Below are 22,645 nucleotides of genomic sequence, written 5' to 3'. Positions count from 1 at the left end.
CCGGGAAACACTCAATGGCGAGGCCGCAGACATCGCGGCCCGCAATACGTTTGACATTCAGCAAGCGCCACGCGAACCCAACTCTGTCGCCGCGCTTGAAAAGCAGATCCTCCGGAAGGAAAAACAGTGAAAACCTCCGATGCCTTTGAGCGCCTCAACGACCTTGCAAAGTCCCGCATTCTTGTGTTGGACGGTGCGATGGGCACGGAGATCCAGCTGCTCAAATTGGACGAGGCCGCCTATCGGGGCGCGCGTTTCGCAGACTGGCCGAGCGATGTCAAAGGCAACAATGACCTGCTCAGTCTCACGCAACCGGAAGCGATCCGGCAGATCCATGTCGACTATCTGGAAGCCGGCGCTGACATTGTCGAGACGAACACCTTTTCCTCCACGACCATTGCCCAGGCCGATTACGGGATGGAGGAACTGGCCTACGAACTGAATTTCGAAAGTGCGCGGCTTGCGCGCGAAGCATGCGACCAGGTCATGGCAAATGATCCCGCCCGGCAGCGTTTCGTTGCGGGTGCCCTTGGACCGACCAACCGGACCGCTTCAATTTCTCCGGACGTTAACAATCCGGGCTACCGTGCTGTATCTTTTGATGATTTGCGGATCGCATATGCGGAAGCTGTCCGAGGCCTAATCGCTGGTGGTGCCGATCTTCTTCTTGTCGAAACCATCTTCGACACGCTGAATGCCAAGGCGGCTCTCTTCGGCATTGACGAAGTCTTTGAGGAAACAGGCAAGAAACTTCCGGTGATCGTGTCCGGCACGATTACCGATCTCTCCGGCCGCACGCTGTCGGGTCAAACACCTGAGGCGTTCTGGAATTCGGTCCGGCATACTGAGCCGCTTGCGATTGGCCTGAACTGCGCCCTCGGTGCCAAGGAAATGCGTGCGCATGTGGATGAACTTGGCCGGGTTGCCGATACCCTGGTGTGTGCCTACCCGAATGCGGGCCTGCCCAATGAGTTCGGTGAATATGACGAGAGCCCGGAACATATGGCCGGGTTGATCGAAGAGTTCGCGTCAGCCGGCCTGGTCAATCTGGTCGGGGGCTGCTGCGGTACGACGCCGGCGCATATACGCGCGATCGCCGAAGCCGTTGCGAACAAGGCACCACGGGCGATTCCCGATATTGATCGGCATATGCGCCTGTCGGGTCTGGAGCCCTTTGTCGTCACCAAGGAAACCAATTTCGTCAATGTGGGTGAACGCACCAACGTGACGGGCTCCGCGCGCTTCCGGAAACTTATCAAGGAAGGCGACTACGCAACGGCACTCGACGTGGCGCGCCAGCAAGTGGAAAACGGCGCTCAGATCATCGACATCAACATGGATGAGGGCCTCCTGGATTCCGAAGAGGCCATGGTGACGTTCCTCAACCTTGTTGCGGCCGAACCGGATATTGCCAAAGTGCCGATCATGATCGACAGCTCCAAATGGACTGTGATCGAGGCCGGTTTGAAATGCATTCAGGGCAAAGGCGTCGTCAATTCCATTTCAATGAAAGAAGGCGAAGAAGCCTTCATCGAGCAGGCCAAGCTTGTCCGGCGCTACGGTGCAGCCGTCGTTGTGATGGCATTTGACGAGGACGGTCAGGCCGATACGTTTGCACGCAAGACCGAGATTTGCGCCCGATCCTACAAGGTGCTGACTGAGAAGGTCGGTTTCCCCCCGGAAGACATTATCTTCGATCCTAATATTTTCGCTGTCGCGACCGGTATCGAAGAACACAACAACTACGGTGTCGATTTCATCGAAGCGACCGGCTGGATCCGTGAAAACCTTGCCCATGCGCACGTGTCGGGTGGGGTATCCAACCTGTCGTTTTCCTTTAGGGGCAACGAGGCTGTGCGCGAGGCGATGCACTCGGTGTTCCTCTACCATGCCATCAAGTGCGGCATGGACATGGGCATCGTCAATGCCGGACAGTTGGCAGTCTATAATGATCTGGAAAGCGAACTGCGGGAACTTTGCGAAGACGTGGTGCTGAACCGAAGGGACGATGCCACGGACCGTATGCTGGAAGCAGCAGAGCGTTGGAAAGGTGAGGGCGGTAAAAGGAAAGAAGCCGATCTGACCTGGCGAACCTGGGGTGTCGCCAAACGCCTCGAACATGCGCTGGTTCACGGTATTTCCGATTATGTTGTTGAAGATACGGAAGAAGCCAGACAAGCATTCGATCGTCCGCTTCACGTCATTGAAGGTCCGTTGATGGACGGTATGAACGTGGTTGGCGATCTTTTCGGATCCGGACAGATGTTCTTGCCACAGGTCGTCAAGTCCGCGCGCGTGATGAAAAAAGCTGTCGCCTACCTGATGCCTTTCATGGAGAAGGAAAAGCAAGAGCAAGGCCTTACGGGCCATTCTTCCGCGGGCAAGATCCTGATGGCAACGGTCAAGGGCGACGTTCATGACATCGGCAAGAACATTGTCGGCGTCGTGCTCCAGTGCAACAATTTCGAGGTGATTGATCTGGGTGTCATGGTGTCCGCTGCCAAGATCCTGGAAACAGCCAAAGCTGAAAAAGTCGACATGGTCGGACTGTCTGGTCTGATCACGCCGTCTCTCGATGAAATGTGCTATGTGGCGTCAGAGCTGGAACGGGAAGGTCTGGACGTACCACTTCTCATCGGCGGGGCTACGACTTCAAAGATCCACACCGCGGTAAAGATCCACCCGAATTATGCGCGTGGCCAGGCGATCTATGTCACGGACGCGGGCCGCGCTGTCGGCGTTGCTTCCAAACTCATGAGTGAGGGGGGACGTGAGCCCTATTTTGCGAATGTACGCGCCGAATATGCTGACATAGCTGAAAAACACGCTGCTGGACGAGGCGGACAGAAACGCACTTCGTTGGCAGACGCGCGCAAGAACGCTTTCCAGTCGGATTTTGCCGGCAAGCCGCCTGTAGAACCCAAGAAACCCGGGTCGACTGTCTTCGATGAGTTCCCGCTGGAAAAGCTGGTTCCGCTCATTGACTGGACACCGTTTTTCGCAACCTGGGAAATCAAGGGCCGGTACCCGGCCGTGCTGACAGACAACCGGTACGGTCCGGCAGCCAAGGCGCTGTACGATGATGCCAGGCGGATGCTCGACGAAATCGTTGAGAGGAAACTTCTGACTGCGCGTGGTGTTGCTTCTTTGTGGCCGGCCAATGCGGTTGGCGATGATGTCAGGGTGTTTACGGACGAAGGCCGCTCGGAAACGCTCGCCACTTTCCACACGCTGCGTCAGCAAATGGCGAGGTCGGCCGGCGGACGTGCAAATGTGGCACTTAGCGACTTCGTCGCTCCGCTGGAGAGCGGCATCAAGGACTGGGTTGGTGGTTTTGCCGTCACTGCGGGACATGGCGAGGATGATCTTGCCGCTCGTTATGCAAAGGAAGGGGATGACTACAATAAGATCCTCTCACAGGCCTTGGCGGACCGGCTTGCCGAAGCGTTTGCGGAAAAGCTCCATCAGATCGTTCGCACGGACTTGTGGGGATATGCAGCCGATGAGAACCTGCAAGTTGAGGACATCATCGGTGAAAAATATCAGGGTATCCGTCCTGCCGCAGGCTATCCCGCGCAACCCGATCATACTGAAAAGGACACGCTGTTCAGAATGCTTGATGCCGAACGGCTGACTGGAATTCAGCTCACGGAAAGTCGTGCCATGATGCCGGGATCTTCGGTCTCCGGGCTTTATTTCAGTCATGCGGATAGCCACTATTTCGGTGTCGGCAAGATCGAAAAAGATCAGGTGGAAGACTATGCTGCACGCAAGTTGTGGGATGTAACCTACGCCGAACGCTGGCTGGCGCCGATCCTGAATTACGATCCGGCCCGGATGGAAGCAGCTGAATAGAACGGCTTCATGTCAGGTTCTTCGCTCTTTCAGGCGCGGTCAATTCAAAGGAGATAAGCGGACCGGCAGGTCCGCTTTTTTCGTGGGATTGAGTGGCTTGCAGCGAAGTCGTTTGAAACCTGTCTTGAGATCGGAAATGCGTTTTGCTGCCTTGTTCTCAAAGAGCGAGTGCTGGTGATCTTCGCCCCACAAGCCTGCGCAACTCCTGCCAAGTCTCATGCGTTCCAATGAGATCCGGGACGCCCGCAACGTATATTGCAACTTCCCTGTTATTTTTGCGTGTAAATTAAATATCCTTGAGAAAATGACGCTTTTTTAATGAAAATGCACGCAGTGCGCTCTTGAAATGTGCACGGTGTGCACCTATTATTCTTCTCATCACGCAGCTGCTTCGACATTGAATGAGCTGCAAAAGGAGAAGAACAATGAACGTGCACACGGCCAAAATTATGTTGGTTCGGCATCGCCAGGACTATAACCGGGACCGCCTTCCGTGGTTGCCGTCACGTCTCTACCGCTCATGGCGCGAAGCCCTGCCAAATGTTCAGGAGGTTTTCAGAGCCTCCAGAAAACGGGCCTAACCCGATCGGGCCCCAAGAATAACAAAATACCGCTCGACGTTCTCATGCCCCGAACGTCGCCCACCTTTTAGACAAAACCCGGCTTTTGCCGGGTTTTTTGTTGTCGTGCATGCGCTTAGTCGCGGCTGAGCAGGAGCTTAAATCCTGCAAAGGCGAAGAAGCCACCAAGCAGCAGCTGTATGGTGCGCCGTGCTTTACCGTAGACAACGATCATGGCCGCACTGGAAAAGGCGAGGGCATACAGGGTGTGTATGGCTGCGGACATGATGAAGGTTCCAACAACAATCACTGCACCGACCCAGAAAGGTGCATCGGCCTTCAGACCAAGAGATATGATCGCGATCCAGGCCAGGGCCGCCTTTGGGTTCATCATCTGAATGATGTAACCGCGAATGAAATAGCCGCTGGGCGTGCGTTTGCCGCCTTTGAGTTCGCTAGTCTCTATGTCGTGGTGTGACGCCGCAGACTTCAAGGACTTGTAAGCCAGCCAGAGCAGGTATGCGCCGCCGAAAATTTTAATGACCGTCAGGGCAGAAGCATAGGCGGCGAGCAATGCAGAAAGTCCGAGCACTGTCAGGACCGCCCAGGTGAAAGACCCTGCTGAGACACCGAGGGCCAGTGAAACGCCTGACTTTCTTCCAGCGCTCATGGATGTTCCAAGAACTGCGAGAATGTTTGGGCCCGGGCTGGCAATCGCAAGCAAAAACGCCGAATAGGCGAGCAGAATTCCTGGCAGGTAGATTGAGATCTGATCCACGATTGTGTTCCCTCTTGGTGTTCGTTCTGAGCACCATAGGCTGCCAATCACAGGTAATGTTTCGAGCTGGGTCGAATTGTGCTGGCCGAGCGAGATGGGGTCTAGGAGAATTCTCGCGACTGCCATGTGCTTCCGGGTATCGGATCAACGTCCCTCTTAGAAAACAAAAAGGCATGCGACAGAACAGCGGTTGGCTGACAAGGCTAGTCCACCGGGAAAAGCTGGTTCATCTCTGCTTGCCCCTTTGGCGAGATCCGCACTGTTCGGCTGTTCCTGTCTCTACGCAGCCAGTCCTTTTGAATGAAGTGCGTCAGCAAGGCAGCACCCAGGCTGCCGGCAAGGTGATTGCGGCGTTCGCTCCAATCAAGGCACACTCTGCAAAGTGGTCGTCGGCCTGCGGTCAAGGCGTCGAGATCGATGCCGATCTCTCTGACAAAACGGCTTCCATTGTCGGTCAGCCCGAAGCCGCCCTTTGTGCCAGTGATGGCCAGAAAGTCACGCGATTGAAGGCTGTCGAAGATACGCACGGCCATATCGCCGGCCAGATGGTCGTAACAGACCCTTGCAGCCCGCATGGCCGGGTCTTTCGGTCCGGTGCGGGTTCGCAAGTGACCCTTGTGTGCGGCCAATCCCATGACAGCCTCGAGCACTGCGCCGACTTCTGGTCCGGCGAGTGTGAAATAACGGTGCCTTCCTTGCTTGGCCTGCAAAAGCAAGCCACCTTCCATCAACTTCTTGAGGTGCGAGCTCGCGGTCTGACCGGTGACACCGGCTTCTGCTGCCAGTTCCGTGGCCGTCAGCGCCTTCCCGCTCAACAGTGCGCCCAGTATGTTGGCGCGCGCGGGATCACCTATCAGAGCGCCAATCCGGGCAATGTCCGGGCCTTCTTTCACGGTTCCTCTCTCATGGTTCGATCTGCATCGAAGCATTGATGTCACGCAACATGACACAAAGCCGGTGCAACGACCACTGGAAAGGTTTGAAAGATGATCACGTGTTTTATCCGCTATCACATCGACCCGACAAAGCGGGCTTCTTTTGAGACCTATGCACGCAATTGGGGGCAGGCGATTCCCAGATGTGGCGCTGAACTGATCGGCTATTATGCACCGCATGAAGGCTCGTCCACCCTGGCATATGGTGTCTATTCAATCGAAAATCTGGCGGCTTATGAAGCCTATCGAGCCCGGTTGGCTGCCGATCCGCTGGGACAGGAAAACTATGCTTTCGCCCAATCGGAAAAATTCATCTTGCGGGAAGACCGCACCTTTCTGAAACTGGCGTCCGCACCGCATGCCGTCGAAGGAGCAGAAAAGTGATTGCCGTGATTTTCGAAGTTATCCCGCATGCGGACAAACAGCAGGCGTATCTCGACATGGCGGCGGAGATGCGCCCATTGGTCGAGCAGATTGACGGCTTTCTGTCTGTTGAGCGATTTCAGAGCCTGACCGATCCGGAAAAACTTTTGTCCCTTTCCTACTTTCGTGACGAAGCTGCCTTGAACGAATGGCGCCAGTTGACCCAGCACCGCAAGGCACAGGCAGCCGGCAGGGGGAGCTACTTCAAAGACTACCGGCTACGGGTTACGCATGTTCTGAGGGACTACGGAATGGAAGAGCGGTCCGAAGCACCGGACGACAGCCGTGCGCTCCACGGCTAGAGCAAGCCATTCCCATGCAAAACCGAACTTTTGAGTACGCCCTTTTGGGGTGCCTGGCCCTGCTATGGGGCTCGTCCTATATGTGGATAGCGCTTGCGCTGCCAACGATCCCGCCTGCAACACTGATTGCTATTCGCGTTGCGCTCGCATCGATCATCTTGTTGGCAATAATGGCCTTTTGGGGCATCCGGTTGCCTCTGGATGCGCGCAGCTGGCGCTTGTTCATGGTTCAGTCGCTGGTCAACAGCACCGGCCCGTGGATGCTGCTCGCCTGGGGACAGCAATATGCCGGCACCGCGGTTTCCAGTGTTTTGAATTCAACCTCGCCGCTCTGGGTCTTTGCTTTTTCGTTTGTGTTGCTACAAAGCGGAAACCGGCCAGGACCCAGGCAGCTCGCAGGTGCCCTCCTGGGGTTTGGCGGCATCGTGCTTATCGTGGGTATGGGCGCACTGGACGACCTGGGGCAAAACCTTTTGCCGCAACTGGCGGTCCTCTTGAGTGCGGTGCTTTACGGATTTGCGGCGCTTCGCGGCAGACTGTTTGCCGGATTGCATCCAATCGTTCCAGCTTGCGGAACACTTTTGTGCTCGGCGCTTGTGCTTGTTCCTGCAAGTCTGATTGTCGACAGACCCTGGCAACTTGAACCCAGCCTGACCGGAATTGGTGCTGCGATTTTCCTCGGTACGGCCTGCACGGCTCTGGCATTCCTGATCTATTTCCGGCTTCTGTCGACACTCGGAGCCATGGGAACCGCCAGCCAGGCCTACCTTCGGTCCGGAGTTGGGGTTTTTCTGGGCGTCGTGTTCCTGTCTGAGACGCTTGATGTCGAAACCTTTGTCGGAATCTGTCTTGCCATTCTTGGTGTGGTTCTGATCAACTGGCCTAAGAGGCGAAACAGTTGAAGTGTATTGCCGCCTGATAAGGAGGTGTCATGAGTGTCCTAACCGTTTTTGAGGCTGGATCGCGGCCGACCAAACGTGCCAATCCAGAGTATTTTACCGGCTCTGTCTGGCAGGACCAGGTGATCGAAGCGCCTGCACCGGCACGGGTCCGTGCCCTTAGGGTGACATTTGAGCCGAAGGCGCGCACTCATTGGCACACTCATCCGCTTGGACAGACCCTGCACATTCTCGAAGGTGCCGGCTTTGTCCATGTCTGGGGTCAGGAAAAGCTATCCATATTGCCGGGCGATGTCGTTTGGATCCCACCGGGTGTCAAGCACTGGCACGGCGCTGGACCCACCACCGCCATGGTACATCTGGCCATTCAGGAAGAGTTGGACGGGTCTGTCGCCGAGTGGCTGGAAGCTGTCGACGACGCGACATACGCAGGCGGCATTGAAGCGCGGCGGTAGGTGTTGCGACTTGAGATGCAGCGCCTAGGCGTGAGCTTTTTCGAATACCGAGACATGCATTTTGCTGGCTGCGTCAAACTCTGACCGGTCCCAACCTCCCCATCGCGACTTGAGACGCAGCCCGGCGAGTCGAGCCATGAGGTCCATTTCTGAAGGCCAGACATATCGCAGGCGCAGTGGAACAAGGCGCAGTCCGTCTTCCTTCAAGTGAATTCGCTGAAACTCCAATATCTGATCGACTGGATCGTGCTGGCAGGCGTCCAGCCAAACAGAATCCTGTCGCATCTGACGAATTCCAACTCGCTGATGACTTTGAAAGGCATTGAAATCTGGGACGAAGGCTGAGACCAGGAAGGTGCCTTTCTCCCTTAATCTCTTGGAGACATTCTCAAAACACCGGATCTGTTCACGCTGCGTCTGAAGATTAAAGAGTGTATTGAACACCAAAAAGATGTGGTCGAACATTCCATCAATAGAAACCTCGGCAATATCGCCAATCACCACGGGTATGTCTCTTCCAGCAGGTTTTTCCCGCAGCTTGTCGACCATTGGCTGCGAAGCTTCAATACCCGATATGTTGACACCTGCCTGAGCCAATGGGACTGCCACGCGACCTGTGCCAATTGCGAGTTCAAGGACATCACCTGATCCCGCGATCTCCTGGATCAGGGCGACTTCTGCCTCGGTCGTACCAGGATCGTTGCGCTCGTCGTAGTCATGCGCATTCAGCAAACCAAATGTTTCGGGATCGAAGGTTTCCATGGGGGTGTATTTCTAGAGTCTCAGGTCAAAAAGATCGTGCGTGAGTTCCGGCACCGTGTGCCCGGTTGTGCATCGCTAGACTACGCAAATTGAATTCGCTGGTGCAGATAAAACGTGTGTTTCGGTGGTTTTTCAGCTCATGTTGCAGATTTGCAGGATTTACAAAATCTACAGACTACAGACTACAGACTACAGACTACAGACTACAGACTACAGACTACAGACTACAGACTACAGACTACAGAACTCAGGAATTGGGTTCGGCTGCGGTATCAAAAGAACTTGAACCTGTTCAAAGGAGTTTACCCCAAAGGCAAACGCAGTTCAGCGACCAGCCCGCCTTCGGGATGGTTGTGCAAGCTGATCGTCCCGCCATGGGCGTGGATGATCGAGCGGGTGATGGAAAGTCCGAGACCGATGCCTCCGGTTTCCTCGCTGCGGGATTCTTCGAGTCTGACAAACGGCTCGAAGACGTCATTCAGTCTGTCTTCCGGAATTCCAGGTCCCTTGTCGCGAATGGAAACAAGCACGTCGTCACCACTTAGTTCGGTTTTGATCGTTACAGCATTGCCGTAGCGTATTCCGTTTTCGATCAGGTTTCGGAGTGCACGCCGCATGGCAACGGGACGGCAAGACAAAATGATGGTTCCACTGGTTTTCACGCTGCAGGCATTGCCCATATCTTCCTGGTCACCGGCAAGGGCCTCCAGCATTGCCCCGAGATCGGCTTTCTCGGCAGGTTCTGCATTGGCCTCATCGCTGGCAAAGCGCAGCGTGGCCTCGGTCATCGCCGCCATTTCTTCCAGTGTCTCGATCATCTTTTCCCGGTTCTCGTCATCATCGATAAACTCGGCCCTTATCCGAAGCGACGTGATGGGAGTCCTGAGGTCGTGGCTGATGGCCGCCAGCATGCGGGTCCGGTCTTTGACAAAGCGTGTCAGTCGATCCTGCATGTCGTTGAAAGAACTTGTGAGAGCACGCACTTCCTTCGGCCCAGTGGGCTTGAGCGCTTCAAGGTCTTCGCCTCGGCCGAGCTTCTCGGCTGACACGGCCAGATCCTTCAGCGGTCTCGTAACTCGACGAACCGCGAACCCAATGATCAAGACGGCTGCCAAAGCCGTTAGGCCGAGTTGCACCAAAAGCGGTATGATGGCCCCCTTGGGAGGGCGATAACTGGTTGCAACATTCAGCCAGCGGCCATCGGCTTGCTGAATGGAAAGCGACAGATCTTCAGGCTTGTTCATGATCCGTTTGAGGTTGGGGGGCCTTTCCCCCTTGGGAACATCACGCCAGCTCGGGTTCCCGTCGGCATTCCTGTCACGGTCACGCGGCCCCCGTTTTTCGTCCGCGTGTATGTTGATATGCGCGATGTAATCGCTCCCGAGCCTGTTGTTGATGTAACCTTGCAGCCGCTGCTCGAACCGGGAGGCGCCGGGCTTCGATGCGAGAGGGGTGTCCCCAATCCAGAAAATGGCATACCGGCTGCTGCTTGCGTCGAGGATCTTCTGTTGAAGCTCCTCAGGGGTCTCTTCAAGCAACGTCGCGATCGAGATGGCTCTCGACAGGAGATTGTCCCGTGCAGCGGCAACCATGGTGATGCGGCGCTCATCATGGAAAATCCATACACTGAGTGCCTGCGCGGCAACGATTGCTGCCAGGAGCAGTACAATCAATTGCGCGGCAATTGATTTGGGCCATAGCCGGTAGAGCGTTGTTTTAATGCGTTGAGAAGCGCTCATGCGGTCCCGTCTTTGACTTCAGCGGTAAACATGTATCCACCGCCCCAGACTGTCTTGATCAGTTTCGGGTCTTTGGGATCTGTTTCTATCTTCCTGCGCAGGCGCGACACCTGATTGTCGATGGACCTGTCGAAAACCGCCGGTGTACGTCCCGTGGTGAGGTCGAGCAACTGGTCTCGATTGAGAACCATCTTCGGCCGTTTCAGGAATGCGCAGAGCAGCTGGAATTCGCCGCTTGAAAGCGCAACGGTCACGCCTTCAGGGTCCATCAGCTCACGGCGAGAAACATTGAGCGACCAGCCGTCAAAAGACAGCAACTCCTGTTCAATCGGATCCCGCTCCTTTGGTACCAGTGACGTTCGCCTGAGCACGGCCCGAATCCGGGCAAGAAGCTCCCGCGGGTTGAACGGTTTGGTGACATAATCGTCCGCGCCTATTTCCAGTCCAATGACCCGATCAGTGTCGTCGGCCATGGCAGTTAGCAGGATCACCGGCAAGGAGCCTGTTTCAACAAGGTGCCGGCACAGCGACAGTCCGTCTTCTCCGGGCATCATGATGTCCAGAACGACGAGATCTATGGATGCCGCTTTCAATGCCTTGCGCGCATGCGCGGCATTTTCCGCGCTCGTTGCACGCATGCCGTTCTTGATCAGATAGCGGGCCAGCGTTTCACGAATGTCGCGGTGGTCGTCGACCACCAGAATATGCGGGCTCGGGTCGCTCACGTTTGTCTCCGGTTTGGCGGCGGGTCCCGTGGTTGGTATCCATCCGCCACTTCATTGTGTCTAAAGCCTAAATAATAACAAGCGCACCCACGTGCGAGCCGAGTTTGTATCAAAGTGTGTCGCAGGGGCCAAACGGGACAGTTGGCGACACTTCGAGCCGCATAGAAGGGTATTCCTGCGACAATTGCTTCCTACGTTCAGCTCATCAACGAACAAGGAGTTGTTGGAATGAAACCGTTCAAGAAGATTGCAATTGCCGCCCTGGCTGCGAGCGTCGCGGGCACCGCGCTAACCGCCGGCATGTCTGCGTCTGCCCAGAGTGGCCCTGCATCGGGGGACGGGGGCAAAGAAATTCAACAGCCGGTCGGCGAGCGCATGGCCCACAAGGGTGAGCGAAGCGGTCGCGGCTGGGGCCGGGGCCATCGCGGGGGTGAACGCCGTGCCGAACGCCTGTTTGAGCGTTTTGACGTGGACAAGGATGGAGTTATTACAGCTGAAGAGATCGCCGAAGTCCGGTCTGAGAACTTCGCAGCAGCGGATACCGATGGAAACGGCGAAATCAGCCTGGAAGAATTCAAGGCTGAATTCCTGACCCGATCGAACGATCGCATGGTCCGTGCGTTCCAGTTCCTGGATACGGACGGCGACGGTACGGTGACACAGGCAGAATACGATGCAGCCGCCAACCGTCTTTTCAACCGGCTTGACCGTGATGGAAACGGCACAGTTGAACGTGTCCGCGGTCAACGGGGACAGAATGCTGGCGAAGGCGGCCAACGGGCTGAGCGCGGCGAACGCGGCGGACGTCGTGGCGGGCACGGACGAGGCGGTTCCGGCCGGATGTTCCTGAGCCTATTTGATACGGATGGAGATGGATCCGTCACCCGTGAAGACTTTGATGCAAAGCGTGCTGAATTGTTTTCACTTGCCGACACGAGCGGAAGCGGATCGTTCACCCTGGAAGACTTCGGGCCGATCTGGATGTCGGTCAATGAGAACCGCATCGTCGACATGTTCCAGCGTGCCGATGCCGACGGAAGTCTTGGTGTCACAGCCGAAGAGCATGGAAAGCGCCTTGACCGTCTGATGGATCGCGCTGACCGAAACAAGGATGGCGTGATCACCAAGGCCGACTTCAAAGGCGGCAAGAAAATGAAGGGAAAAGGCCGGGGCCACGGCAAACAGCAGCGAGGATAAGTCGCTTCTGATCAAATGGTCTGTCAGAATTTCCCCGCACTTCCTACCCACACCCGCGGGGGGACAGAGGGGGAGCCGCAATTGCGGCTCCCCCTTTTGACTGATTTTGCCCGTGTTACGTGAATCTCAAGATTTTCCCGCGATAGTCCGCGCGTCAAAATTGGGAGATCACCATGGCCAAGCCAGGATTGAACGACTTCGTTGCGGCAAAGATTGCCGAAAGACGCGTCAGTGAAGACGATGTCGTCACGTTGCGCAGATATATCTACGGCGATATGGCTGTGTCGCTGGAAGAGGGCGCGGCACTCTTTCACCTGAACAACGCGTCGCCCGATCTTTGCGAGGCGTGGTTTGTGCTCTTTCCCGAGGCGATTGCCGACATTCTCGTCAATCAGGCCAGTCCTCAGGGCTACGTTTCAAATGACAATGCCGACTGGCTGATCGGTCAGATCACCGCAGACGGCAAGGTGTGTTCGGCAACCGAACTGGATGCGGTTTTGCATGTGCTTGAGAAAGCGCGCGAAGTGCCTGAAGGCCTTGAGTTGTTTGCTTTGAACACAGTCAAGGACAGCGTCTTGACCGGGCGTGGCGCCACACGTTCCGGTGGGCAACTGAAACCGGGTGTTATCGGCGATGCTGAAGTCGAATTGCTGCGCAGGGTGCTTTATGCAGGTTCTGGCAGCCGCGGCTCTGCCATATCCAGGGCTGAAGCTGAAATCCTGTTTGAGTTGAACGACGCGACCGTCGAGGCTGAAAACGCCCCGGCCTGGTCAGAACTCTTCGTGAAAGCCGTTGCCAACTACATGATGGCCATGTCGGGTTTCACTCCGCCCTCCCGGGATGTCGCACTGGCCCGTGAAAACTGGCTGGAGACGCCGGGCGGCATTGATGGCGGACTTGGCGGTTTTTTCAAGAAAATGATTGGTGGAGGCCTTGGCGGGGTTCTCGATGCCTATGAGAGCAAGCCGTCTGCATATGCTGAACGAGGCGCTTCGATTGAAGAGGAAATCGCCCGAAACGAAATCGTCACGGAAGAAGAGGCTTCCTGGTTGGTGAACCGTATAGGCCAGGACGGCGTGTTGCACGAGAACGAGAAATCTCTGCTGCGGTTCATCCGCGAGGAAAGCCCGAACATTCATCCTCTTTTGAAGCCGCTGATGGAAAAGGCAATCTGACCTTCTGACCGGTCATTCGCTCATTCCATTCGCATGGCCTCAGTCTCGATGATCAGTTTGACTTCATCGCCGACAAATCCGTTGTCGACTGCATAGTTCATTCCGTATTGGCTACGGATGACCGTCCCGCGTGCGCTGATCCCGAGCGTGAAGCGGCTATGTCCGAACGGGTAGTTCGCCGCCTTGTTGAGGGTCACCTCAAGCTTAAGCGGGTGCTTTTGCCCGAGCAGCTCAAGCTCGCCCTCAATCGTGCCGGCCGTCTCGCTGGAGGGGGTTCCCTCCGACGCCGTGAATGTCATGACTGGAAACTCTGCAACGTTCAGAAAATCCTTGTTGCGAACGTGATTGTCCCGGGCTTCGTTGAATGATTCGACGCTCTTGGTATTGACGGTGATTTCTACGTCAGTGAGTGTCTGCGTCTCCATGTCGTAGCTGAAGCTGCCTGCGAAATCCAAGAACACGCCAAGCGTGTCGGCATAGCCCAGATGATCGACCATGAAGGCGATTGTTGTGTGTTCCGGGTCGAGTTCATAGCGATGTGGCTCTGCAAGTGCAGGGGTTGCTGCGATCGAAATGGCAAACAGGCTTCCAAGCAGTTTTTTCATCGCGTCCTCTCAAGGGCTCTGGCCTTCGGTTTCAAAGAGAGCTAGCGCGTTTTGTTACCGGGACAATGCCAAGGATGAGCTGACTTGAGGTGAGGACGCGCGCAAGGAATGCCGCAGGATCTTCGAAGAGCTGCAGTTCACTGCATCGCTGCTCAGGGCCAAAAAACCAAATCGGGTATTTGGGTCAAAAATACGCAGCACCCAGGTCAGATTGCTTGTCCGACATCTATGCGGTTTCCGTCGGGATCTTCAAAGACAAAGGCGCGCAGGCCATAGTCCTTGTTCTGGAGCCGCTTGACGATCCTCAGCTTGTTGTCTTCACAGGCCCGCAACGCAACTGCTGCATCTGAAACCATGATATGCGCCTGATTGAATGGCGGAGCCTTGTAGTTCTTTTGCAAGGTCAGATGCAGCTCGGCATCGTCCTTTTGCAAGATGACAAAGCCGACGGGATTGCCATTTTCGAAGACTTTCTCCAGTCCGAAGACGGACCTGTAGAGAGAACTTGCGCGCGCAATGTCGCTGACACCCAAAGTCGCGGCGATGCGGCCGAGCGTCAGGCAGGATGAACTTGTTTCGGACATGGCACTCTCACTGTGTTGGCCAAACGAGCAGCAATCCGGGTCGGTCGGTGCCGACGAACGGGTCTCTCTCGTGTTATCAGGGCGGTGCCTGCCGATTTTGTACATCATTGCCCGATCGGTGACAAATGTGCAAAATCTGCACATCGTCTCAGGGACGACTGCAGCCCAAGTCGCCACGCTGGACCTATGAGATATCCAGCTTCAAAGACCACTTTTTTCGCCCGATATTCAATTGAACGGCCTTGTGTTTACCGGCCAAGTTGGCGATCGCGCAACGGCAGCTGCACCCTGTCGGCCCTCTGGCCGATCTCGCCAGACAACCAGACGATGGACAAAACGCTTCCACGCAGCCTACGCCGAGACGGCTGGTGGCTGGAAACCTGATCTTGCCTTAGTTATTTGTAACTATTCCACTGCATTTTGCGGAAATATCTTTTTCGGGAAGTCAATTTTGCCAAGCAAAACCATTCTTGTCGTCGACGACGATCCCAATATTCGTGAAGTGATCTGTTTCGCGCTTCAAAAGGCTTCTTACGCATTTGAAACGGCAGCTGACGGCAAGGAGGCGATTGACAAAACCAGCCTTCTGGACCCTGCGCTGATCGTTCTGGATATCGGTCTGCCCGAAATGGACGGGCTGGATGTGTGTCGACACCTTCGGCGAAGCACGGATGTGCCGATCCTGTTTCTTTCCGCACGCGACGACGAAATAGATCGAATCGTCGGGCTGGAGCTCGGTGCCGATGACTATGTCACCAAGCCATTCAGCCCGCGCGAACTGATTGCCAGGGTTGGTGCCATTTTGAAACGCTATGGCGTTTCTCCCAAGGAACCTTCATTGGCGGAAGCATCGATGTCTCATGGCATTGTGTTGCTGGAGAAGGATCAACGCCTGGTTACGGTGAGCGACGCCAGCGTCAGCCTCACGGCTATCGAGTTCGATATTCTGGCTGCACTGTTGAGCCGGCCCAAGATCGTTTTTACCCGCGAGCGCATACTGGAAAGTGCCTACAAGGACAATATTCACGTCTCGGACCGAACCATCGACAGTCACATTCGAAACATCCGGGCAAAACTAACCGCTGCCGGGTGTTCAGATGCGATTGAAACTGTACATGGGGTCGGGTTTCGCCTCGGCGACTGCTCCGCTGGGTCCGGATAAATCTCGCCAATGCTGCTATCGCGTGCTTTCCGGGACAAATGGCGACCACCACTTTTTCTTGTGGTGGCTGTCGTGCTTTGTATCATGTTGCTTGTGCCGTTCGCCGGCATTGCGTTTTTCAGGGTTTATGAAAATCAGCTGGTTCAGACCACGGAGGCCGAGCTGATCGCACAATCGGCTGCCATTGCGTCCATGGCGGCTCAGCGTCTGGAACAAATTGGTGGCGTTGATTTGCCATTGGGCCCAGTGGTTGAACGCGCGGGCACATCTTCCAACGACAGGACAACATCCGGGCGTCGGGGGGGCGGTAACTGGACGCCCCAATTGCCGCTCCTCGATCTGAACAAGACGTTTGTTCTGCCAAGACGACCCAAGCCCTTGGCGCCGCAGACAGAAGTGCATGCAGGAACGGCACTGGTGGGAAAAGAACTTGGCCCCATTCTCAGGAACACACAAAAACTGACGCTTGCCGGTTTTCGTGTTCTGGACGCCAATGGAACCGTCATCGCCGGCCGGGATGAACTTGGCCAATCCCTTGCGCATGTCGCTGAAATTCGGTCGGCATTGGAAGGCAATTATGCCAGTGTGCTCAGGGAGCGCGCCGTTGAAAATCCGCAACCGATATATTCCATAAGCCGCGGCACAAGCGTTCGCGTTTTTATCGCGCTGCCGATTATCGTGAGCGATAGGGTTGCGGGCGTTGTTTATGCTTCGCGCACGCCGAGCAACATCTTGAAAGAAATGTTCTGGAAACGCGAAACCGTGTTCTGGGTATCGCTTTTCATTCTCGGAGCAACCTTTGTTGTCGGCTACATTTTTGCACGCGCGATTTCAGGCCCGATCAAGGCACTGACACACCGTTCTCTACGGATTGGCGCGGGAGATCGCGAAGCACTGATGCCGTTGAAAATCCATGGCAACCGGGAAATCCATGCCTTGTCTGAAAGCATGCTCGACATGTCCCGCAAGCTGTTTGATCGCAATGACTATATCAACACATTCGCCAATCATGTCACCCACGAGCTAAAGTCTCCCTTGACGGCCATCCAGGGCGCAGCGGAACTGCTTGCAGAAAGCGATGGTCTGAGTGACGAAGATCGAAAGAGGTTCCTGAAGAATATTCTCCGCGATACCGAGCGCGCGTCTCTGTTGTTGAACAGGCTCCGAGATCTCGCGCGCGCCGACAGTGTCGAGATTGGAGGAGACTCGCGTCTTCAGATGGTTCTCGCCGAGGTACAGACAAATACCGAAGGTTTCGCGATTGACTGCGAGGGAGACGGAGACCTGCCAATGTCTGCGGAAAACGCCAGAATCGTATTCTCAAATCTCGTCGAAAATGCACGCCAGCACGGTGCGGATCGTGTGGTTGTTACACCGGAAGCTGAGGGGAACGGGCTCAAGGTAAGTGTCAGCGATAACGGGAAAGGCATTTCCTCAGGGAACGCCGAACAGGTTTTCGACCTGTTTTTCACAACCCGGCGCGACAGTGGTGGCACCGGTATGGGACTTGGGATTGTTCAGGCCCTTCTCAAGGCGCATGGCGCAACGATACGTCTTGGCCCGCAAGTGCAAGGGGCATGTTTCGAAATCTGGTTTCCGCCAAGGGCACGCCCAATCAAATCGTCCAACGAGAGCTGAACTCGCCTGCAAGATGATCAATCAAGGCACGCACTCTGCGTGTCAGGTGCCTGTTGGGCGGGTAGAGGGCATAGACACCGAAGTTCTCCGTCGCAAAGTCAGGCAGCACTCTTTCCAGCTTCCCTTCCTGAAACGCCTCTTCGACTGCATAGAGCGGAGCGCGTGTTATTCCCAATCCTCCAATTGCCAGCGCAGCCAATGCTCTGGGAGCATTGGCCCTGACGGCACCGCTTAGCCGGACGGTCTCCTCCTGTCCGTTGGTATAAAAACGCCAGGTGTTCAGGTCCTGCTGATTGTTGTCGACCAGACAGACATGCGTTTGCAGGGCTTTAGGATGTTGAGGCCGGCCATGCTGTTCCAGGTAATTCGGCGAGGCGCACATGACCAGGGGCATATCGGACAGTTTTCGCGCGATCAAAGTGGAGTCCCGGAGTGTGCTGATACGAATTGCCAGATCCAGCCCCTCTTCAACCACCGCCACTCGGTTGTCCGTTAAAAACATATCGAGTTCAACTTCAGGGTGACGGTTCAGGAACGGTACCAGAGCTTCCGTCAGCTTGGTGCTTCCGAAACCTGTCGGTGCGGTGAGCCGGATCGGGCCGGCAAGGGCGCTCTGTCGTTCGCTGACAAGAGAATCCAGATCATCGATCTGCTCCAGGATCGGGCGGCTTCGTTCCAGATAGGCCGTTCCGACATCGGTCAAAGATACGCTTCGAGTGGTCCGGTTGAAAAGCTGGGTTTTGAGCTGGCCTTCCAGATGTCGGACATATTTACTGACCAGCTTTGTTGAATGCCCGAGGCGGCGACCTGCGGCCGTGAATGAGCCTTCCTGAGCCACAGCCACAAAGGCCCGGATCGTTTCAATCTTGTCCATAATCTGCCTCTTGATTGGAGCATCAGGCAATATTATCGCCAAATAGTACATAATTATTGAACAAGATTGAGGATTATTTCCGTATCGGAGAATTGGCATATTGCGATCAGCGGTCCGGCATTGAGGTCGGCAGCCGCAGGAGGTTCAAGATCGCGAGGGTATGATCATGTCCAATTCTATCAAAATTCACCGCTTTCCATTGTCCGGGCACTGCCATCGGGTTGAGCTGTTCTGCAATCTGACAGGCATCAAGCATGAGCTGGTTGATGTTGATCTGGCGGGTGGCGAGCACAAGCGGGACCCTTTTTTGAAACTCAATCCGGCCGGCAAGGTCCCGGTCATCCAAGACGGCGAGGCCGTGCTTGCCGATTCAAATTCAATCCTTGTTTATCTCGCTCGCAAATACGCACCCGAATGGTTGCCGACTGATGCGGTTGAGGAAGCTGAAATTCAAAAATTCCTGTCTTTTGCCGCTGGCGAATTGGCTGCAGGGCCTTGTGCGGCCCGTTTGATCACCGTCTTTGGTGTGCCGCTTGATCCAGAGCGCGCGAAAGAAGTGTCTGCACAGGCGCTTAGCTTCCTGGAAGACCAACTGGATGGTCGCGACTGGCTTGTCGGCAACCGTCCGACGATTGCCGATGTGGCGATGTACAGCTATGTGGCGCATGCTCCGGAAGGTAACGTGTCTCTCGATCCTTACCCCGCCGTTAGAGCGCTTCTGAAGCGCATTGAAAATCTGCCGGGTTTCGTGGCGATGCCAGCAACAAAGGTTGGCCTGGCTGCCTGACATAAGGACTTTCGGTCACTCTAAACTGGGTGACCGGCCCTTTTTTCCACGTGTGGGAGACAATCAGATGCTTAAGACTGACATCGGCTTTGTTGCAGACAGCGGACGGTCTCCCTTTCACAAGGGCGAGCAGCAAGTCCAGCAGCATATGGGGGAGCGTGATATAGAGCGCTGGGCAAAAGGCGCAATTCGTAACCATATGCCGGACCAACACCGCGAATTCTTTGAGGCTCAACCGTTTCTAATCGTTTCCGCGCGCGATCGGCAGGGCCGACCATGGGCGACCGTTCTGGAAGGCGATACCGGGTTCGTTGCATCGCCGGAGGCAACACGCCTTGATATTGACGCCTCGCCAACGCCTGGGGACCCGCTTGCAGAAGCTCTGAGAGCGGGAACGAATATTGGCATTCTGGGCATTGAGTTGGCCACCCGACGCCGCAACAGGGTCAATGGGCACGTTGTTGGAGGCACGGAAGGGCAACTGAATTTCGTCGTTGGTCAATCGTTCGGAAATTGTCCGCAATACATCCGTGAGCGCTCTTATTGGTGGCATGAAGGTCCGCTCGAGACCATGGTCCAGCGCGGGCAGGATCTGACACCGTCGCAAATCGACTGGATCCGAACTGCCGACACGTTTTTCATCGCAACAGGATACCAGGGGGAGGGCGAAGATCCCGCTTATGGGATGGATGCTTCCCATCGAGGCGGTGAAAAAGGTTTCGTGGAGGTGCTCGGCGATCGGAAAATCCGCTTCCCGGATTATGCGGGAAACAGGTTTTACAACACGTTGGGCAACATCGTGCAGGACGGTCGCGCCGGCTTCCTGTTTCTGGATTTCGCAAGCGGTAGTCTGCTACAGTTGACAGGGCGCGCAACGATTGACTTTGGATCCGACGACGTGCGCCGTTTTGCCGGGGCCCGCCAGCTTGTCACGTTGGACATAGAGGACGTTGTCGAAACGACGGCGGCTTTGAGGCTGCGCTGGCAGGCGGATGCGGAAAATGCCCGCTCATTGCGGTTGATTGAAAAACACCGGGAAAGCAAAGACGTGGTGTCCTTCCTGTTTGAGGCCCGCGATGGCGGCACTCTCGAGCCCTTCAGGGCGGGTCAGCATCTTCCCATTGAGCTGAAAATCCCGGGCTTTGATGAAAAAGTCCAGCGCACTTACTCGCTGTCGAATTCATCGAATGGGATGCACTATAGAATTTCCGTGAAACGGGAGACCAACGGGCTCGCTTCACGCTATCTGCACGATGCCTTGCAACCGGGAGCCATACTTGAAAGCCGGAAGCCCGCAGGTGATTTTATACTGCCAGATGATGACAGGCCGATTGTTCTTGTGAGTGCCGGGATCGGCATAACACCGATGCTCAGCATGGTGCATTGGCTGGTGGAAAGCGATGACAATCGGGCAAGCTGGTTCGTGCACGGGGCTCGCAATGGCGCACATCATCCGTTCAAACGCGATGTTGACCGGATTGCCAGCGAAAGCGGCAGCGTTTCGACGCTGACGTTTTACAGCAGGCCGAACGAAGGCGAGGAACAGGGGCGCGACTTCGATGTCGAAGGGCGTATTTCAGGTGAGGCCTTGAAGGCACTGGTTGCCCGAAATGACGTGCATTATCTGCTCTGCGGCCCGGCTGCCTTTCTGGCCGGGATACAGGCTGAACTCGAACATCTGGGAGTGCCAGAGGCCCTGATCCATTCAGAAACATTTTAGCACCTGAAACCTTGAGAAATGCTCGGATGGTTCAACCGTTGGAGACAAAGTCCACGTGAATGTGGTTGCCATCCGGGTCCCAGAGATTGAAGGCGACAAGATCAAGGCCAGGTGGCCCGGAGCGGCGGTATTCTTCACCACTGTGCTGCAGGCGATGTTCGAATTCTTCAAGACCTGTCGCGGTAAATGCGAAATGCTCCAGTCTCAGCTCTTTTTCAGAGCCAACTGCATGATCGCCCTCAATTTCGACAAGGTGGACCACCGCCTGTTCGCCCGCATAAAGCCAGGCTCCTGCGAAGGGGAAATCGGGCCGGGGACCGGACATCAGACCAAGAACGCTTTCGTACCAGACAACCATGGTCTGGAGCTGCTTCGTTCTCAAGTTGACGTGGTCGAGCTTTTCAATCTGCATGGCGTCAATGTTTCCATTTGATGGAGCAACCAATCGAGGGGATCTGCTCAAGCGGACCGTTTCCGGTCTCTGCGACTTGTTTCATCGCTTCAAAAAGGTCTCGGCGCATGTCAATGCCCACGACATTCATGCGCGTTGCGTCCAAACGGCCGCGATATTGCAGCCCAAGGTTTTTGTCGAAGCCGAAAAAATCAGGAGTGCAAACCGCGCCATAAGCCTGCGCTACGGATTGGCTTTCGTCGTGCAGATACGGAAACGGAAAGCCCCGTGTTTCCGCGAGCCTTTTCATGTTGGCGAAATTGTCTTGCGGATAGGCGACCGGGTCGTTTGAGCAGATTGCAGCAACGCCAATGCCCATTGCCTTCAAATCCTGGGCATCGCGCACGATCTTGTCGAGGATCGCAAGTACGAAAGGGCAATGGTTGCAAATGAACATGACCAAGGTGCCGTTTTCATCCTTGAGGTCGTTGAGTTCATATGTCTTGCCATCAGTGCCCGGCAATTTGAATGCCGGGGCGGGCCAATTGAAGTCGCAAACCGGGGGAGAAAGCGCAGCCATGAAGTCCTCCATTAGACCGCAGGTACATAGCACAGAATTTTTCAGGTGAAGATACCTTTGCCGGTGCGGGGATTGGCCGTAGCGTGCCTGCCAAGCCCCGCACAACATGTCGGCTGGCTTTAGTCGATCAGGGTCATTTCGTTGAGGGTGAAATCGGCAACGGCACCTTCTGTGGCCTTCAAATACGCAGCAAGATGCGGCGCATTCATATGTGTCTGCCACAGCTCACGGCTTTCCCAGTTCTCGTAAAAGAGAAAATGTGCGGGATTTTCGTTGTCCTGATGCAGGTCGTAGTTGATGCAGCCGGTTTCAGCGCGCGTAATTTCGATCAGTTTCAGCAACTCGGCTTTCACCAGGTCAATTTGATCCGGGTTAGCCTTGATATTGGCGACAATTGTCAGTCGGGACATGTTTGATCTCCTGTTTGGTGTTCGTCAGTGCCGCTAACCTATTCACTTGACATTCACGGATAAAGAGGCATTTTTCGATTTCATAATCC

22 protein-coding genes are annotated in these 22,645 nt (G+C 55.5%); 11 read left to right on the top strand and 11 right to left on the bottom strand.

Features of this window, described 5'->3' with window-relative positions; all coding sequences use genetic code 11:
- The first annotated feature begins 126 nt into the window (after positions 1-126).
- Entirely contained in the window at positions 127-3,855 is a 3,729-nt protein-coding gene (gene metH / locus Q0835_RS25370; RefSeq protein ID WP_298965483.1) for a methionine synthase, read from the top strand.
- A 696-nt stretch (positions 3,856-4,551) separates the two neighbouring features.
- On the opposite strand, the gene Q0835_RS25365 is transcribed toward metH, so the two are convergent.
- Together Q0835_RS25365 and Q0835_RS25360 are read right to left on the bottom strand one after the other, a co-directional pair.
- On the bottom strand, positions 4,552-5,193 hold the full coding sequence (locus Q0835_RS25365) for a LysE family translocator (protein ID WP_298965480.1): 642 nt from the start codon (positions 5,191-5,193) through the stop codon (positions 4,552-4,554).
- Positions 5,194-5,396: 203 nt separating this feature from the next.
- A complete protein-coding gene (locus Q0835_RS25360) occupies positions 5,397-6,086 on the bottom strand; it encodes a winged helix-turn-helix domain-containing protein (RefSeq protein WP_298818354.1) in 690 nt (229 codons plus the stop codon).
- 93 nt (positions 6,087-6,179) lie between these two features.
- On the opposite strand from Q0835_RS25360, the gene Q0835_RS25355 reads away from it, so the two are divergent.
- The 4 genes from Q0835_RS25355 to Q0835_RS25340 are packed head-to-tail and all read left to right on the top strand — an operon-like array spanning position 6,180 to position 8,207.
- Positions 6,180-6,512, top strand: coding sequence for an NIPSNAP family protein (locus Q0835_RS25355; protein WP_298965479.1), 333 nt, complete (start codon positions 6,180-6,182; stop codon positions 6,510-6,512).
- Positions 6,509-6,853 carry an antibiotic biosynthesis monooxygenase gene (locus Q0835_RS25350; protein ID WP_298965477.1) on the top strand — a complete coding sequence of 115 codons (345 nt, stop codon included), beginning with the start codon at positions 6,509-6,511 and terminating at the stop codon, positions 6,851-6,853. Before Q0835_RS25355 ends, Q0835_RS25350 begins: the two co-directional genes overlap by 4 nt.
- A gap of 14 nt (positions 6,854-6,867) precedes the next feature.
- Complete coding sequence (locus Q0835_RS25345; protein ID WP_298965474.1) at positions 6,868-7,755, top strand: EamA family transporter; 888 nt, start codon at positions 6,868-6,870, stop codon at positions 7,753-7,755.
- A gap of 29 nt (positions 7,756-7,784) precedes the next feature.
- Positions 7,785-8,207: a cupin domain-containing protein gene (locus Q0835_RS25340; protein ID WP_298818362.1), complete on the top strand. Its 423-nt coding sequence runs from the start codon at positions 7,785-7,787 to the stop codon at positions 8,205-8,207.
- A gap of 24 nt (positions 8,208-8,231) precedes the next feature.
- Here the strand turns inward: Q0835_RS25340 and Q0835_RS25335 are convergent, their stop codons facing one another.
- From Q0835_RS25335 to Q0835_RS25325, 3 genes are all read right to left on the bottom strand, one after another.
- Positions 8,232-8,969 carry a class I SAM-dependent methyltransferase gene (locus Q0835_RS25335; RefSeq protein ID WP_298965471.1) on the bottom strand — a complete coding sequence of 246 codons (738 nt, stop codon included), beginning with the start codon at positions 8,967-8,969 and terminating at the stop codon, positions 8,232-8,234.
- A 302-nt stretch (positions 8,970-9,271) separates the two neighbouring features.
- Positions 9,272-10,708 (bottom strand): ATP-binding protein, encoded by a 1,437-nt coding sequence (locus Q0835_RS25330; protein WP_298818366.1) that lies wholly within the window; start codon positions 10,706-10,708, stop codon positions 9,272-9,274.
- The gene (locus Q0835_RS25325) at positions 10,705-11,433 is read right to left on the bottom strand and encodes a response regulator (RefSeq protein WP_298818368.1); all 729 of its coding nucleotides are present in this window, start codon (positions 11,431-11,433) and stop codon (positions 10,705-10,707) included. The genes Q0835_RS25330 and Q0835_RS25325 overlap by 4 nt, the downstream gene beginning before the upstream one ends.
- 228 nt (positions 11,434-11,661) lie before the next feature.
- On the opposite strand from Q0835_RS25325, the gene Q0835_RS25320 reads away from it, so the two are divergent.
- Together Q0835_RS25320 and Q0835_RS25315 are read left to right on the top strand one after the other, a co-directional pair.
- The gene (locus tag Q0835_RS25320; RefSeq protein WP_298965469.1) at positions 11,662-12,630 is read left to right on the top strand and encodes a calcium-binding protein; all 969 of its coding nucleotides are present in this window, start codon (positions 11,662-11,664) and stop codon (positions 12,628-12,630) included.
- Positions 12,631-12,803: 173 nt separating this feature from the next.
- The gene (locus tag Q0835_RS25315) at positions 12,804-13,805 is read left to right on the top strand and encodes a hypothetical protein (RefSeq protein ID WP_298965467.1); all 1,002 of its coding nucleotides are present in this window, start codon (positions 12,804-12,806) and stop codon (positions 13,803-13,805) included.
- A 20-nt stretch (positions 13,806-13,825) separates the two neighbouring features.
- On the opposite strand, the gene Q0835_RS25310 is transcribed toward Q0835_RS25315, so the two are convergent.
- Positions 13,826-14,410 carry a YceI family protein gene (locus Q0835_RS25310; protein ID WP_298965465.1) on the bottom strand — a complete coding sequence of 195 codons (585 nt, stop codon included), beginning with the start codon at positions 14,408-14,410 and terminating at the stop codon, positions 13,826-13,828.
- 206 nt (positions 14,411-14,616) lie between these two features.
- Positions 14,617-14,994, bottom strand: a complete 378-nt coding sequence (locus tag Q0835_RS25305; RefSeq protein ID WP_298818375.1) for a VOC family protein — start codon at positions 14,992-14,994, stop codon at positions 14,617-14,619.
- Between the two features lie 451 nt (positions 14,995-15,445).
- On the opposite strand from Q0835_RS25305, the gene Q0835_RS25300 reads away from it, so the two are divergent.
- A complete protein-coding gene (locus Q0835_RS25300; RefSeq protein WP_298965462.1) occupies positions 15,446-16,156 on the top strand; it encodes a response regulator transcription factor in 711 nt (236 codons plus the stop codon).
- Positions 16,157-16,165: 9 nt separating this feature from the next.
- Positions 16,166-17,794 (top strand): ATP-binding protein, encoded by a 1,629-nt coding sequence (locus Q0835_RS25295; protein WP_298965459.1) that lies wholly within the window; start codon positions 16,166-16,168, stop codon positions 17,792-17,794.
- Here the strand turns inward: Q0835_RS25295 and Q0835_RS25290 are convergent.
- Positions 17,772-18,668 carry a LysR family transcriptional regulator gene (locus Q0835_RS25290; protein WP_298965456.1) on the bottom strand — a complete coding sequence of 299 codons (897 nt, stop codon included), beginning with the start codon at positions 18,666-18,668 and terminating at the stop codon, positions 17,772-17,774. The genes Q0835_RS25295 and Q0835_RS25290 overlap by 23 nt on opposite strands.
- Before the next feature lie 178 nt (positions 18,669-18,846).
- Between Q0835_RS25290 and Q0835_RS25285 the strand changes: the two genes are divergently transcribed.
- Together Q0835_RS25285 and Q0835_RS25280 are read left to right on the top strand one after the other, a co-directional pair.
- Entirely contained in the window at positions 18,847-19,455 is a 609-nt protein-coding gene (locus Q0835_RS25285) for a glutathione S-transferase family protein (RefSeq protein ID WP_298965528.1), read from the top strand.
- Between the two features lie 67 nt (positions 19,456-19,522).
- On the top strand, positions 19,523-21,175 hold the full coding sequence (locus Q0835_RS25280; protein WP_298965454.1) for a pyridoxamine 5'-phosphate oxidase family protein: 1,653 nt from the start codon (positions 19,523-19,525) through the stop codon (positions 21,173-21,175).
- Positions 21,176-21,206: 31 nt separating this feature from the next.
- On the opposite strand, the gene Q0835_RS25275 is transcribed toward Q0835_RS25280, so the two are convergent.
- The 3 genes from Q0835_RS25275 to Q0835_RS25265 form a co-directional block, all read right to left on the bottom strand.
- Complete coding sequence (locus Q0835_RS25275) at positions 21,207-21,587, bottom strand: VOC family protein (RefSeq protein ID WP_298965451.1); 381 nt, start codon at positions 21,585-21,587, stop codon at positions 21,207-21,209.
- A 4-nt stretch (positions 21,588-21,591) separates the two neighbouring features.
- The gene (locus tag Q0835_RS25270; protein ID WP_298965448.1) at positions 21,592-22,146 is read right to left on the bottom strand and encodes a thioredoxin family protein; all 555 of its coding nucleotides are present in this window, start codon (positions 22,144-22,146) and stop codon (positions 21,592-21,594) included.
- A 119-nt stretch (positions 22,147-22,265) separates the two neighbouring features.
- Positions 22,266-22,556: a putative quinol monooxygenase gene (locus Q0835_RS25265; protein WP_298818388.1), complete on the bottom strand. Its 291-nt coding sequence runs from the start codon at positions 22,554-22,556 to the stop codon at positions 22,266-22,268.
- Positions 22,557-22,645 lie beyond the last annotated feature (89 nt).

The organism is uncultured Roseibium sp., from assembly GCF_947499295.1.
In the GTDB taxonomy this organism is placed as follows: Bacteria; Pseudomonadota; Alphaproteobacteria; order Rhizobiales; family Stappiaceae; genus Roseibium.
This window is presented reverse-complemented; position numbering and strand designations above follow the sequence as displayed.

Excerpts from the sequence above, each read along its gene's own strand:
- Q0835_RS25310 (WP_298965465.1), bottom strand. The coding sequence starts at position 14,410 with ATGAAAAAACTGCTTGGAAGCCTGTTTGCCATTTCGATCGCAGCAACC.
- Q0835_RS25275 (WP_298965451.1), bottom strand. The coding sequence starts at position 21,587 with ATGCAGATTGAAAAGCTCGACCACGTCAACTTGAGAACGAAGCAGCTC.
- Q0835_RS25305 (WP_298818375.1), bottom strand. The coding sequence starts at position 14,994 with ATGTCCGAAACAAGTTCATCCTGCCTGACGCTCGGCCGCATCGCCGCG.
- Q0835_RS25265 (WP_298818388.1), bottom strand. The coding sequence starts at position 22,556 with ATGTCCCGACTGACAATTGTCGCCAATATCAAGGCTAACCCGGATCAA.
- Q0835_RS25335 (WP_298965471.1), bottom strand. The coding sequence starts at position 8,969 with ATGGAAACCTTCGATCCCGAAACATTTGGTTTGCTGAATGCGCATGAC.
- Q0835_RS25280 (WP_298965454.1), top strand. The coding sequence starts at position 19,523 with ATGCTTAAGACTGACATCGGCTTTGTTGCAGACAGCGGACGGTCTCCC.
- Q0835_RS25340 (WP_298818362.1), top strand. The coding sequence starts at position 7,785 with ATGAGTGTCCTAACCGTTTTTGAGGCTGGATCGCGGCCGACCAAACGT.
- Q0835_RS25315 (WP_298965467.1), top strand. The coding sequence starts at position 12,804 with ATGGCCAAGCCAGGATTGAACGACTTCGTTGCGGCAAAGATTGCCGAA.
- Q0835_RS25330 (WP_298818366.1), bottom strand. The coding sequence starts at position 10,708 with ATGAGCGCTTCTCAACGCATTAAAACAACGCTCTACCGGCTATGGCCC.
- Q0835_RS25295 (WP_298965459.1), top strand. The coding sequence starts at position 16,166 with ATGCTGCTATCGCGTGCTTTCCGGGACAAATGGCGACCACCACTTTTT.
- Q0835_RS25320 (WP_298965469.1), top strand. The coding sequence starts at position 11,662 with ATGAAACCGTTCAAGAAGATTGCAATTGCCGCCCTGGCTGCGAGCGTC.
- Q0835_RS25355 (WP_298965479.1), top strand. The coding sequence starts at position 6,180 with ATGATCACGTGTTTTATCCGCTATCACATCGACCCGACAAAGCGGGCT.
- Q0835_RS25270 (WP_298965448.1), bottom strand. The coding sequence starts at position 22,146 with ATGGCTGCGCTTTCTCCCCCGGTTTGCGACTTCAATTGGCCCGCCCCG.
- Q0835_RS25345 (WP_298965474.1), top strand. The coding sequence starts at position 6,868 with ATGCAAAACCGAACTTTTGAGTACGCCCTTTTGGGGTGCCTGGCCCTG.
- Q0835_RS25290 (WP_298965456.1), bottom strand. The coding sequence starts at position 18,668 with ATGGACAAGATTGAAACGATCCGGGCCTTTGTGGCTGTGGCTCAGGAA.